Raw genomic sequence first — 14673 nt, 5'->3', positions numbered from 1 at the left:
TGTCGCAATGCAACACCTTAATTCGAGATAAAGCGTTGATTCGGACGATTCCCATTCCACTCACCCGGTATGCATCGGTACCATCAATCAGGGTATGCATAGCGCATTTACCCCACCCTCATTACTCATTCATTGAAGTCCCGCTCTGCTCCATGTCCTCGCGCCCCAAAACCATGAATCAGCTCCAGGCCATGCGTGTATTCGTGAGCGTTGCGGAGCACGGCTCGTTCGGTCGGGCGGCAGCCAGCTTGAACATGTCGAACGCGGTGATCACGCGCTATGTGGCATTGCTCGAAGCTCACCTGGAAACACGGCTCATCAACCGCAACACGCGCAGCGCGTCGCTCACCGAAGCGGGCGCCGCATATGCACAGGGCTGCCGCCAGGTTCTCGACGACCTGGAACGCATCGAAACGCAGATCGCTCATGGCGTATCGGTCCCGTCGGGCACACTTCGCGTTGTCGCGCATGCATCGTTCTCGCTGCACGACCTCACGCCCATGCTCGCGCAGTATCTCGCCGCGTTCCCCAAAGTCCGGCTCTCGCTCACGCTGCTGCACCGCCCCGTCGACTGATCGAAGAGGGTTTCGACGCCGGCATCGTCGCGCCACGCCAGGTGAGCGGCGGCACCCTGATCCGCCGGCCGCTCGTGAATGTCGCGCCCGCCGCCGTCGCCTCACCCACCTATCTAGCAAGCCGTGCTGCGCCGCACCATCCAGCCGATCTCAGCGCGCACAAGCTGCTTGCTCCTTCCGCCGACGTCCACGGCAACGAATGGCACTTCGAGGGTCCGGACGGCGCCCGCGTGCCGATGCTGCTCGAGCCCACATACGCCGTGAACAATTCAGTGATGCTGCGCCAGGCCGCGATAGCGGGCATGGGTATCACGATCCTGCCTGCGAACCAGGTGGTCGCCGATCTCGCAAAGGGCCTGCTCGTGCGCGTGCTTGCCGAGTGGGAAATCCGCGATGCGGAGAAGGAACTCTCGCTCGTCTACCCAGGCCGTCGCCACGTGCCGGCAAAAACGCGATCGTTCGTGGATTTCACCGTCGAATGGTTTCGCAAGCGCGATGATTACAGGCACTTACCGTAACAATCAATTGATCGAATTCATCTCGATTTCTCCTCGCACCGCGACTAAGCTTTGATTGCGAGAAGTGACTCTTCATCGAAGGGTCTCCAAGCTTGAACGCGGCTTCGGCCGCGTTTTTTTTCGCCCGTTTTTTCCTGCGCCCGAACGCTCGTGCTACGCACCATTCACGTCAGCAGTGCGGCCTGTTGTTCTATGCCGCCGAGCATCTCCTGGCAGGTACGGATGAGCGCGTAGCCCTCCTCGCGCAACTGCCCGGCCGTATGACTATTCATGTGACGGCGAAACGTCTCGAGCTCGGCGAGCAGAGCCGGGTATTGCAGCACGCCCACGGCCCCGGCGAGCCGGTGATGCCATTCGCGCAGCCGCATGACATCGGCTTGCTCGAGCAGCGGCGGCAGCGCATCCAGGTCGTCACGCATTGACGAGACGAATGTGCCGAGGAGCGTCTTCACAGTCGCCTCGCCGCCCCAAACCCGGATCATGTGCGCGAGGTCGAGCGGCGCGAACCTGCGTGCGCTCACTGGCCTGTCGGCTCCCGTGCCGGAACCGGAGGCCGCCGCCGGGCCGGCCCCTGACTCGGCCTGGCCGGTGGTGCCGCCCTCGCTCGCCGCTTCGTCCAATACGACGCGCTGCGCGCCTTGCGCGCCGAACCAGCGTACGAGGTGCTCGCGCAGAATGGCCACGCGCGTCGGCTTGATCAGGCAATCGTCCATGCCCGCCTCGCGACATTGGCGCTTGTTCCTGAGATACGTGTTGGCGGTGATGCCGAGTATCGGCAAACGCCGCCCATCGCCCGCCTCCCGCTCCGCCTCGCGTATGCGCCGCGCGAGATCGTAGCCCGAGACGTTCGGCATATGACAATCGGTAATGAGACAGCCGTAGTCTCGCTCGGCGAGCGCCTGGAGCGCCTGCGCGCCGTCGTCGACGACATCGCAGGCAAAGCCGAGCAGCGTCAGCTGATAGCGAATCAGCTCCTTGTTCACCGGATGATCCTCCGCCACGAGGATGAGACGTCCAGTTGCGAGCTCCTTCTCGCGATCCGGCGCTGGAAGCGTGATCGCGTTTTCGTCGACCGGACGCGCCAGCCCAGGCGCCTTGACCGGCAGCCCCGTCAGCGCCATCGCGCAAGCGACGCTCAAGCCGCGCCAGGACAGCGGGTTGACGCTCACGCGCACGCCGCTCTCCGCTACGCGATAGCCGACCGGTTTCGGCTTCTCCGTCAGGCAAAGGATGGGCGCCTCCAGCTTGCCCAAGCCCTCCATCAGCGCTTCCGATGCGAAAATCATGTCGACTTTGCCCGCACGCGCGGCGCGGGCAAGCTCCGCAGGCGCCACCTGACGCATCTTCATACCGCGCGCGACGCCAAAGTGCATCAAGGCTGTGGCCACTTTCGCGTCGCTGCAAGCGACGAGTGCACGCTTGCCCTGCAGCAGCCCGTCGTCGGCCGTGCGGTACCGAGCCTCCACCGGCAGTTCGATGTGCAGCGTCAGGCAAGTGCCGCGGCCGAGTTCGCTCTCCAGCTCGAGCGCGCCCCCCATCAGCGCCGCGAGCTTGCGGCAGATCGTGAGACCCAGCCCCGTGCCGCCGAAGCGCCGCGTAGTCGACGTCTCGGCCTGGACGAAGGGCTCGAACAGCTGTGCGTGCGCCTCGGGCGCAATGCCGATGCCGGTATCGGCCACCGAGACCGAGAGCCGTTGACGCACGGGCGCGTCGACCTGGCCGCCGAGGTCGAGCGCGCGAACGCGCACGCTCACCTCGCCCTCCAGCGTGAATTTGATCGCATTGCTGAGCAGGTTGAAGAGTATCTGGCGCAGCCGCACGCTGTCGCCGCGCAATAGCGCCGCGACGCCCGCCTCCACGTCCACGCGCACCTTCAGCCCCTTCTCGTGCGCACGCGCCGCCAGCAACCCGACGGCATTGTCGACGAGCTCGCGCACGTCGAACGGCTCGGAATCGGTCACGAGATGGCCGGCCTGGATCTTCGAGTAGTCGAGCAGGTCGTCGAGAATCTGCAACAGCGCCCCTGCCGATTCGTGCACCATGCCGATCATCTGCGCCTGGTCGGGATTGAGCGGCGTGCGCTCGAGCACCTCGATCAGGCCGAGCACGCCGTTCATCGGCGTGCGGATCTCGTGGCTCATCATGGCGAGAAAATCGTCCTTCGCCCGCGAGGCTGCCTCAGCCATGTCGCGTGCGTGCTTGAGCTCTTCGGCGCGCGCGTGCTCGATGCTCATGTCCACCGCGTAACCACTCCAGAGGATCGCGCCGTCTTCGGCGCGGGGCGGCGCGAACTCCGCGCGCACCCAGATGAGGCCCGTCGGGCCATTGAAGCGGAACTCGGTGTGGACCGGCAGGAAACGGCGCGCGGAACGTTCGAGCCGCGCGGCAAGGCGAGAGCGGTCGCGTCGGCAAATGCGCGTGAGGTCGACCGAACTGGCGTGCGTGAGCGCTTCGGCCGTGCCGCGAGGCAGCCGCTGGGTGTCTCCACCGACGTACGGAAACGAGTAGCTGCCGTCGGCCGCGCGGCGCAGCTGGAACACGATCGCCGGCACAGACCTCGTGACGTCCGAGAGCAAGCGCTCCGATTCGCGTGCGCGCAGCTCGGCGCGGCGAATGTCGGTGACGTCGATCAGCGTGCCGAGCACGCAGAACGGCGTGCCTTGCGGGTCCCGGCACAGGCGCGTCCAGAAGATGCCGTGACGCGCCTCGCCACCGGCGTTCTCAAAGGTCAGTTCGACGCGCTGGCTCTCGCCGTCGGCGATCGTGAGCCGGTAGAGTTCGTCCATGCGGCGGCTGTTTTCAAGCCCCCACGCCATGATCGCGCAGCCCGTCTGGCCCAGCACCTGGGCTCGCTGCAGGCCTGTCGCCTCCTCGTAGGCGCGATTGATCGCGACGAAGCGGCTGTCGAGATCCACTACGCCGAGTGGATAGGGGATCATCTCCATCATCGTGTCCTGCTGTTCGACCTGGCGCGCCAGCACCTGCTCGGCGCGCCGCCGCCGCTGCATCTCGCGCTGCAGTTGCATGTACGCGCGCATCGTGACGAGCAGCAGCACGCCGGACACGATCAGCAGCGGCAGAAGGCGCAATGCGTTCACGCTCCAGCCGCCGGCTCGCGTCGACGCGGCGGCGGTCCAGCGATTGCGGATCTGCTGCTGTTCGGCGGGCGTCATCGAGTCGAGCGCACGATCGACCAGGCGCGCAAGCGGCGCGAGGTCGCCGCGCACGGCAAAAGCCGCCGACTCGTCGACACCTACTGCGCCCAACACCTTCAGCGATTCGAGGTACTTGCCGCTGAGCGGTTCGTCGAGCACGGCCGCGTTGACCACCAGCACATCTGCCTCGTTGTGTGCGACCGTCTCGAGCCCCTCATCGAGGCTCGCCGCGCGTGCGACCTGCGCACCGATCAGGCCGCCGTCCGGCGCACTCAATAATTCCTGCAGTTCCGGCGCGTGCGGTGCGAGCAGGATGCGGCGCCCGGCGAAGTCAGCAAGCGAGCGCGCCATCGGCTCGGTGCGGCGCCCGACCATCACGAGCGGATAGTGCTCGAAAGCCTCCGAATAGTGCACGCCGGTGCCGAACGCGCCGTCGTTCACCGAAGTCGCGGCGAGCGCAATCTCGCCACGCTGCAGTGCGTCCGCGGCGCTCGCCCAAGGGGAAATCGGCACGCGTTCGAAGGTCACGCCGAGCGAGCGGCTCAGATAGTCGAGATAATCGTTGGCCATGCCTGACGGCTTACGGGCACTGTTCTTGTAGCTGAACGGGAACCAGCCGGCGTCATAGCCGACCTTCAGCGGCGGCAGGGCACGCAGCCATGCACGCTCGTCGGGGCTCAGGCTGAACGTCGGCGACGAGGCATTCTGGTGCACCTCGCTGCCGAGCCAGCGCTCCCGCACGGTCGCTGCCGCCGCCGGCCGCACACCGGCAAGAAGCAGATCGAGTCGATCGCGCAGGCCCGATTTCGACACCGGCACGGCATAGCGCAACTCGCGCATGCGCTCGCGCTCCTCGAAAGCGACGCGCAAATCGCGGAGTGCATCGAGCGTAAGCTGATAGCGCGTGACCGGCGCGAAGCCCGCATAAACGTCGGCCTCGCCCTCTGCGACGGCGTGCAGGGCAGCCTGCGTGCTCACGAACGTTTTGATTCGCGCCTGTGCAAAACGCTCGCGCAATGCGGATTCGAGCGCATACCCGCGCTCGACGGCGAACTTCGCATGCGCGAGGCGCTCCGGCTGGGTGGCTAGCGACGTGTTGCCGGCACGCGTGACGAATGCCGTGTTGCCGCTCAGGTAAGGCACCGTAAAGGCGAGACAGCGTTCGCGCGACGGGGTGCGCGCGAGGCTCATTACGATGTCGATGTCGCCCGCGCAGGCCGCCGCGAGCAGCGTCGGCATGTCAGGAAAGATACGCGCCTGAAGTTTGACGCCCGTGCCAACGAGCAGGCGCAGATAATCGGCGCTGAAGCCGGTGAGTGTGCCGCCATCGAAGACTTCCAGCGGCGGCCAGCCCCCCGCGACGACACCCACGACGAGCCGCGGCGGCAACGCCGTGGGCTCACGTCGCGAAAGTTCGGCGCCCTGGCCGAGCGGCCCGCCCGAAGGCGCAGCGTCCGCCGCAGTTGCGAAACAAGTGAGCAGAAACGCCACGACGAGTGCAAGCGCGCCAGAAAGCCCGCACACGCTCCGGGAATTGGCTGGGTATGCGTGCAAAGCGGGGATGTCGAAAGTCGACCTCATCGGCACCCGGCGTACGGCGAACAGCATTCACGCGCCCTCGCGCAACGGCGCGGACAAGGTGTACGAACGCCGGCGGCACACGAGGCGGTACACCATGCCAGCCGCGGCGCCTCCCAACAGCGGCGCCGCCCAGAAGAGCCAGAGCTGATCGAGCGCCCACTCGCCGACGAAAAGCGCCGGCCCTGTCGAGCGCGCCGGATTCGCGCCGCCATTGCTCACAGGAATGGCGATCAGATAGATGGCGGCAAGGCACGCGCCCAGCGCAAGAGGTGCCGCCTTGCGCCGCGCAGCCGTGCTCGACATCAACAGATGGATGAAGACGAACGCAAACGACACGGCCATTTCGAGCACAAACACGGCGGAGAGTGCGTATTCGCTGGGCGAATGATCGTCGTAGCCGTTGCTGCCGAAGTCGGAGACCGCGACCGAAAATCCCGGGCGCCCGCTCGCGACGCGTATGAGCAAGGCGGCGCCGAGAATGGCGCCTACGGTCTGAGCCGCGATGTACGGCGCGACGTCGCGCACCGGGAAGCGCCGGGAAACCGCGTAGCCGATCGTGACCGCGGGATTGAAGTGCGCGCTCGTCGCGCGCGAGGCCGCATAGCTCACGACCATGAGCGCGAAGCCGAACGCCGCCGCCATTTCGAGCACGTTGTTGCCCTGCGCGGAAAGGTTCGCGCCAAGCGCCGTGGCCGCGCATCCCGCGAACACGAGCCACGCGGTGCCTGCGCCCTCGACCGCCAAACGCTTTCCGAGCTTCATCGTCCTGCCTCCAATCCATCGCAGATTCGCGCGGAAGCCGTCGGAGCCGCGGGCAGCCTGCTACACCATTTCCGGCCGGCTCTGACTGGGCCGCCCGTCTATCGCATAGCAAAAGCGGGAATATCTGACGGACCACGCGTCTAATCTGAAATTATGGAGAGACAATCCCGGCATTCAGATAGGACAACTCTGAAAATGAACAGGACATTGCGCGAGATAAACGAAGAGAATTCCTACAGAAAAAAGGGCGGTAAATTGAGATGTGCGCGACTCGGGCGGAACTGGGCGAGTTCGACCTGCGCTGCGAAATCGACACGATCGCGGTTGGTGAGTCGAAGGCAAGGCCCCGATCTCGCTTCCTGCTGCGCTTTTTGCGCGCTGAGTGTTCTGACGCTGCGTGGGAGCCGACCGACGATCTGACAGAGCGGCACACCGTGCGCGCAAGCGCACGCAGCACGGCAAACGATCGCTATTCGCCGCGCAAGCCACGTATACAGAGTGCGGAAGCGACAAACGTCACGCTCGGTCGTATCGATCTGCGTAGCGAGCGCAAGCGTGTCACTGGCCTCGCCGCCGACTACACCGCGCGCCGTTGCGTCCCAAAATTCGCGACACGATCGCGAACCCTCGCTTGCGCGTCGGCAATCATCCACTGAGGCCTGTTCGCGCGAGTGGGCGCCTCTCGCGCGACGCGAATGTCTTGCATGTCGGCGTTGTGTGCGAACGCGCGCTCAGGCTTGCTCGCCCTGCGTCACGCCGCATTCGACCGCGAATCGATACAGCTCGATGTCGTTGCTGAGTGCGAGCTTCTTCATGGCCGCGCACTTCTGCGCACTGATCGTCTTGACGCTGCGGCCGAGCAGACCTGCGATTTCCGTGACGCCGAGTCCCGCGGCATAGTGCGTCATCACTTCGAACTCGCGCCGCGTGAGAATGCGTTGCACCTCCTCGCGCCGCTCGGTGCGCACCGCAGCCTCCAGCAAATCGCGCACGACGGGCCCGACATAGTGCTCGCGCGCCATCGCCGACATGATCGCAACCGGAATCAGGTCGATCCGGTCGCACTTGCTGAGCAAAGCGTTCACCTCGAGATCGATGACCTTGCGCAACACCGAGGCGTCGCTTTCCATAGTGAGCACGACCACGGCCTTGTGCGGGAAATCGCTGCGAAAGGCGCGGATTGCGCCAGGACCGTCAATCTCGCCGGGCAGAGACATATACAGGTCCATCAGAACGAGCTCGAAGGGATGGCGCGCCGCGGCCTCGAACAGTTCGGGCACGCTCTGCGCACGCGCGACGATCTGCAGGTTGGGATAGCTCGCGAGGAGGCTTTCCAATGCATGCAGGACGACCGGGTGATCGTCCGCGACGATTACGCGCACAGGCGCCGCGACTTCGACCGTCTCGGGCGCTAGCACGAGGGCCGAGGCGGACGAGGCGACACGCGTCTCGTCGCGCTCGCGCATGGGAGCCGCACGCATTGAGGCGCAACGCGCCGACGGCAAGGTAGACCAATTCATAGGAGTCCGTACGCCCTCGCAAAGGCGAAGAGTCCCGCGTCGTTGCTCACGCCGAGCTTCGCCATTGCGTCTTGCTTCTGGCGGCTCACCGTGTGCACTTCGCGGCCGAGGGCGCGCGCGATTCTGGGGGGCGTGCAGCCGCCGGCGAACCTGCGAATCACCGCTGATTTGCGTGGCGTCAAACGCGGCGCGCGCATAGCGGGCCTGCTACCGGCGACCTCGAATTCACGCTCAATGGCGGGTCTCATCGAGGTGTGCCGTTGCCCCGCCGCGCACACGATGCCCTCGATCTGATCCATGGGAGCACTCTTGCCCAACACGCCGGTCACGCCCGCGCACGCCATTGCGCGCAGGTTTGCGGCATTCGTGACGCCCGGCGCGACGATCACGCGAATATGGGGCCAATCGCGACGCAAACGCCGCACGAGACGCAAATCATCTTCGGCTTCGCCGGAGGCTGCGGGTATCGCGAGGTGGGCCGCCACGACTTCGCACGATACCGTTTCGAATAGTTGGAGTAGCTGGCTTGCGGTTCTCGCCAGGCCAACCACCTCGATGTCCCCCACAACGATGCGTACGGAGCGAAGACCAGGCAAAACGAATGGATGATCGTCCGTCAGGACGACACGTAGCTTCACACTGAATCTCCTTCGAGGTGAGTTTGCCGTGGCGCGTTGCGCCCCGAGCGCGCGCCAGAATGCGCCAACGTCAGCAGGGTCTTTTATCTGACCATTGAATCTCGACCGCCGAAATCGGAGATTTCCGAAACATTAACTCTCCTGTCTCCATTTTTCGCATGAATTATGCTCAATGAGGCCACCTTTCCCCGAAAGTGCCCCCAAAAGAGGTTACTTCACGCCGACGCGCAAAGACGGCCATGCAAAGCACGACTAGCGCAATGGAGTAGTTGCAGGAGGGGCCAGTAAAGCGATGAACACGCCGTTATTGCCCAGCGCGAGTGCGGTTTCCACGCAAATGTAGCGAGCGCGGTGAAAGGCGCGGCCGCGCCCGGTTGAGCCGGCCGCAAATGGAAGGAATTCGGCCAGGGACGAACGCGCGCACGGCGCAGCGCGCAACAGCGCGGCTGAGCGCACCACGCCTCAGCCGTAAAGCACCTCAGCCGTTAAAGCACCTCAGCCGTTAAAGCACCTCAGCCCGCAGCCTGAACCAGCTCCGCGAAACGCAGCAAGTCGACGTTGCCGCCGGAGATGAGCACGCCCACGCGCTTGCCGCGCACGTCCACCTTGCCGTGCAGCACCGCCGCCGCCGCGAGGCAGCCCGTGGGCTCGACCACGATCTTCATGCGACTCGCGAAGAACTTCATCGTCTCGACCAGCTCGGCGTCGCTCACCGTGACGATCTCGCTCACGCGCTCGCGGATCACCTCGAACGTGAAGTTGCCGAGATGCTGGGTCTGCGCGCCATCGGCGAGCGTCTTCGGCGTGTCGATGTGGACGATCTTGCCCGTCTGCAGGCTGCGCTGGCCGTCGTTGCCGGCCTCGGGCTCGACGCCCACCACCGTGCATGCCGGCGCGAGCGCGTGCGCGGCCGTCGCGCAGCCCGAGAGCAGGCCGCCGCCGCCAAGCGGCGTCAGCAGCATGTCGAGTTCGCCCGCTTCCTCGAACAGCTCCTTCGCTGCGGTGCCCTGCCCGGCCATCACGTGCGGATGGTCGTAAGGCGGAATCAGCGTGAGACCGCGCTCGGCCGCGAGCCGCTTGCCCAATGCCTCGCGGTCCTCGGTATAGCGGTCGTAGAAGACGATCTCGCCTCCGTAGCCGCGCGTCGCCTCCACCTTCACGGAGGGCGCGTCGTGCGGCATCACGATCACGGCCTTCACGCCGAGAAGACGCGCCGACAAGGCTATCGCCTGCGCGTGATTGCCCGACGAAAACGTGATCACGCCGCCCGCCTTCTGCTGCGGCGTGAACTGCGCAATCGCGTTGTAGGCGCCGCGGAACTTGAACGCGCCCATGCGCTGGAAGCTCTCGCATTTGAAGAAAAGCTGCGCGCCGGTGCGTTCGTTCGCAGTGCTTGAGGTTAGAACCGGTGTGCGATGCGCGACGCCGCGCAGGCGTTCGTGGGCGGCGACAACGTCTTCGAAGGTGATAGGCAGAGTGCTCATGGTCGGTCTTCGGCTGGCAAGTAGGTGTATACGGTCGAGCGCGCCACGCCGAGCGTGGTAGCCACGTCGGCGAGTGCATGACGCAGGTTCAGAAGGCCGCTCGCCGCGAGTTCGCGCACGGCTTCGCGGCGCTGCGCGAGTGTCATGCCGATGGGCGTGGTGTTGCGCGCGGCGGCGAAGCGTTCGAGTGCCGCGCGCACGTCGCCGGCGGCGCGCGGCGCGAGCGTTTCGGCCACCGGCGCGTGCCTTTCGGTCTGGATCAGCTGGCCGAGGCCCGCGGTCACCGCGCCGAGCAGCGAAACATCCATGTTCAGGCAGAGGGCCGCGACGTATTCGCCCGCGCTGTTTTTGAGGCCGATCGACGTGCTCTTGGCCGCACGCCCGTCGGGAAAGCGGTTCGGATAGTTGGGCACGACCTCGGGAAAGCCGGGGTCGGTAATGCGCGCGAGGCCCATTTCAGTCGCGGCATCACCGACCTGCCGCCCTGACAGGTTGTTCGAGATCGCCACGACGGAATGCTCGGGCCGCGTCAGGTCGTGCAGCACGACCTCGACAAGCGGCGCGAGCGTCTGGCCGAGCGCCTCGACGATCTTGCTGCCCTCACGCAGGAGCAGCTCGTTTTCGTCGCACGGCTGGCTGGAACGGATTTCGCGGATTGGCTTCATGATGCTGGACATTTTGACAGTTAATGACCAAATGTCAATTACTTACGAATCGGCGCCTCTCCCGGTCGACCGACGCGCGAAAAAAAACCCGCCCGAGGGCGGGGTCAACAGAAACGGGGAAAGAAGCAGACGAAGCGCCGACCGCTCAGACTGCGAAGCGCTCGCTGACGAACTGCACGGACGGCACGCGCGCCTGCGCCGCCACCGCCTGCGCGGCGCTGACCATGGCGGGCGGCCCGCAGACGTAGAGGTCGGGCACGGCCCCCCCGGGCGCAAGCGCGGCGGCAAGCGCATCGACTGGCGTGCCGTGCGAGCCTTGCCAGCCGTGGGCCGCTTCGCGCACGCACAGCTCGACGCGCAATTGCGGCAACGCCGCCCGAAGCGCGTCCAGCTCGCCCAGCATGAAGAGCTCGCTCTCGCGATTCACGCCGAAGAAAAGCCGCGCGTCGTTCATCTCCTGGTACTCGGCCATGCGACGCAGCATCGAAAGCACTGGCGCGAGCCCCGTGCCGCCCGCAACGAACCAGCGCGGACGCAGGCTATCCGCGATCAGTCCGAAGCCGCCTTGCGGGCCGTGCACGGTGAGCGCGTCGCCTGGCCGCGCCCGCTCGCGCAGATACGCCGAAAACTCGCCTCCATGCCGCAGCCGGATCAGGAATTCGAGGCGCCCTTCCCAGTTGCTCGTGTTAGCAAGCGAGAACGGCCGCCGCACGCCAAGCTCGGGCAGCGCCAGCTCGACGAACTGGCCCGCTTCGAATTCGGCGGCGCTGCCGTTGATGTCGTCGGGTTCGAGTTGCAGTTCGAGGCGGCATGTGTCGTCGGCGATCGTCTCCAGCGCGGCGATGCGAGCCGCGCGCACGGCGACCGGCTGCAGCAACACCTTCGTGTGGTCGTACGGCACGGCCACGCGCAGGTCGCCCGAAGGCGTCGTGCGGCACAGCAGGACCGCCTGCGCTTCGCCAAGTGGGAGCGCGTCGGCGCCATGCGCGCCGAGCGTGTACGCGCCTTCTGTCACGGTGGCGTGACACGCACCGCAACTGCCGCGCCGGCACTGCGAGGGCAGCGTGATATCCGCCGCCGCGGCCGCCGCCAGCACGTCCTGCCCCGGCTCGCACGCAAAGCCGAACGCGTGGCCGTCGCGCGTGGTGAGCTCGATTCGATAACTCATCGCATTCCCACCGGCATTCATGCGGCCTTGCGTGCGAGCGCTGCCGCGAGATCCGCGTGCGCCACGCCGATCGGCTGGATGCCGAACTGCTCGACGAGAATGTCGAGGACGTTCGGCGTGAGGAAGGCGGGCAGCGTCGGTCCGAGATGAATATTGCGGATGCCAAGCGCGAGCAGCGTGAGCAGCACGGCGGCCGCCTTCTGCTCGAACCACGACACCACGAGCGTGAGCGGCAGATCGTTCACGCCGCAATCGAAGGCCTTCGCGAGCGCAATCGCAATCTGGATCGCCGAGTAGCTGTCGTTGCACTGGCCGACGTCGAGCAGGCGCGGAATGCCGCCGATGTCGCCGAACGCGTGACGGTTGAAGCGGTACTTGTTGCAGCCGAGCGTCATGACGACGGTGTCCTCGGGCGCCGCCTGCGCGAACTCGGTGTAGTAGTTGCGGCCCGGTGCGGCGCCGTCGCAGCCGCCGATCAGGAAGAAGTGGCGGATCTGGCCGGCCTTCACGGCGTCGATCACCTTGTCGGCGACGCCGAGCACCGTATTGCGCGCAAAGCCGATCGTGATGACCTCTTCGGGCGCCGTCTCGCGAAAGCCCGGCAGCGCGAGCGCGGCCTGCACGAGCGGTGCGAAGCCGTGATGCTCGAGATGGCGCACGCCGGCCCAGCCCACCGGCCCCGCCGTGAAGATGCGCTGCCGGTACTGCGGGAGCGGCTCGATCAGGCAGTTGGACGTCATCAGGATCGGGCCGGGGAAGTTCGCGAAATCGGCTTGCTGGTCTTGCCATGCGCCGCCGTAATTGCCCGCGAGGTGCGAATACGCCTTCAGCTTCGGATAAGCATGGGCCGGCAGCATCTCGCCATGCGTATAGACCTGCACGCCGGTGCCCTGAGTCGCTTCGAGCAGCGCCTCCAGGTCGCCGAGATCGTGACCCGAGACGAGGATCGCTTTGCCCGCCACCGGCGTCATGCGCACGGCAGTGGGCTCGGGCATGCCGAAGCGGCCCGTGTTCGCCGCGTCGAGCAGTTCCATCACCTTCAGGTTCAGGTTGCCGAGCGCGAGCGCATGCTCGAGCAGATCGCCGGCCTGTGCGGGGTCGCTCGCGAGAAACACGAGCGCCGCCTCCACGCCCGCATAGACCTCTTCGCTCTCGTAGCCGAGCACGCGCGCGTGGTGCGCATAGGCGCACACGCCCTTCAGACCGTACAGCACGAGTGCGCGAAGCCCCACGATATCCTGGCCCACGTTCGGCAGCCCTGCCTTGATGCCGACGAGCGCGGCCTGCGCCTGCAATTCGGCGAGATCGTTGCCCGGCTGCCAGTGCGCGGGACCGGCCGGCTCCTGCACGGCGACGCCCTGCGCGAGCGCGAGCGCCGTGCAGGCCGCCTTCACGCGATCGCGATGCTGCGCGGCCTCACGCAGCATCGCGACGAAGCGGCTTGCGTTGAAGTTCACGTTGGTGAGCGTCGTGAACAGCGCGTAGAGCATGAAACGGTCGGCCTCGCGATCGGGACTGCCGAGGCTGCGCGCGAGCGCGCCGTATTGTGCGATGCCCTTGACGGCATAGATCAGCAGATCCTGCAGATCCGAGGTCGTGGCGTCCTTGCCGCAGTTGCCTCTCGCCGAGGCGCACCCCGGTGTGGCCTGGGTGCGGTCGGTCTGTTCACATTGATAGCAAAACACGGCTTGCTCCTTTCCTTGTGGGTGACGGCGATGACGTGATCGAGAGGCGCCTGATCGACTGTCGGATCGATGCGCGATCTCTGTAAGATGCAAAATTAATGCATCTTTTTTATGGTCACTCAGCAGCGGCGGATTTGCCGTGATTTTGGTCAGGAAATGTGCAGGCTCAGGCGGAAAGGAGACTGCGTGTGCAAAAAGGTCGCAGCGCCGGCTGCGGCCTGCATGTGCGCGGTGACGAGTTCGGCGTGCCGCTGTCCGGCAGACAGATTTCCAGGCGCAATGAATAACGCAGGTGAAAAAGAAAAACCCCGCACAGAGGCGGGGTTGATGCTCATATTCCGCGGTTACGCAACCTCAAAATGGTTATGGGCACTTTTGTTTGTCAATAACGCTTGGAAAGCTTGCTGCATAAGGCTCACACAATCCCATCGTACTAGTAGACGTAGCTAATCTTGCCAGATGTCCCATCTTATTTACGCTTTTGTTCAGCCCGGCGTAGCCGGGCTCTAATTTTTGGTGCTTTCGCTTTTCGGTCAGGAAATATCTTTAATCGTGCAGGGGGGAGAGCAGCGCAAGTTATCCACAGGTCCCTGCGCGGCCCCTCATCGACGGCTCTTGCCGGCCAACGATGACTTCTTTGCCGGCTGAAGTGGTTTGCTTCGTTCGCGGTCCACGGCAGGAAGCGGATTGTTCAGGAATTCCTTGGTCAGATTCCGCGTCTGGGCGTTGTAGGCCCATCGTGCAAACTGCTCAAGCAGTGCGTTGTTCTCCGCTTCCAGGCGGCGATTTTCGCCTTCCAGCCTGGCTATCCGCTCTAGGGCGACCTGCAACTCCGGCGACGCCGTCTCGCGTGTCTGCTCCTGCCCCGACAGGGCCTTCTTTCGTACCGTATAAGCCAGTCGGATTCGCTCGTGGCGGTGAA

The 14673-nt window shown here is 65.4% G+C and carries 11 protein-coding genes and 1 pseudogene; 3 read left to right on the top strand and 9 right to left on the bottom strand.

The genetic code is table 11. The features are described from left to right. Positions 1 to 173: 173 nt before the first annotated feature. Both VMJ11_RS01645 and VMJ11_RS01640 read left to right on the top strand, forming a co-directional pair. Positions 174 to 575 carry a LysR family transcriptional regulator gene (locus VMJ11_RS01645; protein WP_325616256.1) on the top strand — a complete coding sequence of 134 codons (402 nt, stop codon included), beginning with the start codon at positions 174 to 176 and terminating at the stop codon, positions 573 to 575. Positions 576 to 616: 41 nt separating this feature from the next. After that, a complete protein-coding gene (locus tag VMJ11_RS01640) occupies positions 617 to 1093 on the top strand; it encodes a substrate binding domain-containing protein (protein WP_325616252.1) in 477 nt (158 codons plus the stop codon). Positions 1094 to 1257: 164 nt separating this feature from the next. Here the strand turns inward: VMJ11_RS01640 and VMJ11_RS01635 are convergent, their stop codons facing one another. Beyond that, a complete protein-coding gene (locus tag VMJ11_RS01635) occupies positions 1258 to 5772 on the bottom strand; it encodes an ATP-binding protein (RefSeq protein WP_325616250.1) in 4515 nt (1504 codons plus the stop codon). Positions 5773 to 5856: 84 nt separating this feature from the next. Further along, complete coding sequence (locus VMJ11_RS01630; protein WP_325616248.1) at positions 5857 to 6591, bottom strand: aquaporin; 735 nt, start codon at positions 6589 to 6591, stop codon at positions 5857 to 5859. Positions 6592 to 6851: 260 nt separating this feature from the next. On the opposite strand from VMJ11_RS01630, the gene VMJ11_RS01625 reads away from it, so the two are divergent. Next, a complete protein-coding gene (locus VMJ11_RS01625) occupies positions 6852 to 7247 on the top strand; it encodes a hypothetical protein (protein ID WP_325616246.1) in 396 nt (131 codons plus the stop codon). Between the two features lie 75 nt (positions 7248 to 7322). Here VMJ11_RS01625 and VMJ11_RS01620 read toward each other — a convergent pair whose 3' ends face one another. From VMJ11_RS01620 to VMJ11_RS01590, 7 genes and pseudogenes are all read right to left on the bottom strand, one after another. Then, on the bottom strand, positions 7323 to 8072 hold the full coding sequence (locus VMJ11_RS01620) for a response regulator transcription factor (protein ID WP_325616244.1): 750 nt from the start codon (positions 8070 to 8072) through the stop codon (positions 7323 to 7325). A gap of 35 nt (positions 8073 to 8107) precedes the next feature. Next, on the bottom strand, positions 8108 to 8749 hold the full coding sequence (locus VMJ11_RS01615; RefSeq protein ID WP_325616242.1) for a response regulator transcription factor: 642 nt from the start codon (positions 8747 to 8749) through the stop codon (positions 8108 to 8110). A 512-nt stretch (positions 8750 to 9261) separates the two neighbouring features. Beyond that, positions 9262 to 10233, bottom strand: a complete 972-nt coding sequence (locus VMJ11_RS01610; RefSeq protein WP_325616239.1) for a threo-3-hydroxy-L-aspartate ammonia-lyase — start codon at positions 10231 to 10233, stop codon at positions 9262 to 9264. Beyond that, a complete protein-coding gene (locus VMJ11_RS01605; protein WP_325616237.1) occupies positions 10230 to 10898 on the bottom strand; it encodes a helix-turn-helix transcriptional regulator in 669 nt (222 codons plus the stop codon). Before VMJ11_RS01605 ends, VMJ11_RS01610 begins: the two co-directional genes overlap by 4 nt. A gap of 145 nt (positions 10899 to 11043) precedes the next feature. Then, positions 11044 to 12066 carry a 2Fe-2S iron-sulfur cluster binding domain-containing protein gene (locus VMJ11_RS01600; protein ID WP_325616234.1) on the bottom strand — a complete coding sequence of 341 codons (1023 nt, stop codon included), beginning with the start codon at positions 12064 to 12066 and terminating at the stop codon, positions 11044 to 11046. A gap of 17 nt (positions 12067 to 12083) precedes the next feature. After that, entirely contained in the window at positions 12084 to 13751 is a 1668-nt protein-coding gene (gene hcp, locus VMJ11_RS01595; protein ID WP_325616231.1) for a hydroxylamine reductase, read from the bottom strand. Positions 13752 to 14353: 602 nt separating this feature from the next. Further along, positions 14354 to 14673: pseudogene (locus tag VMJ11_RS01590) on the bottom strand (hypothetical protein); the annotation flags it as partial.

The sequence above is a fragment of the Paraburkholderia sp. genome (assembly GCF_035501035.1).
In the GTDB taxonomy this organism is placed as follows: domain Bacteria; phylum Pseudomonadota; class Gammaproteobacteria; order Burkholderiales; family Burkholderiaceae; genus Paraburkholderia.
This window is presented reverse-complemented; position numbering and strand designations above follow the sequence as displayed.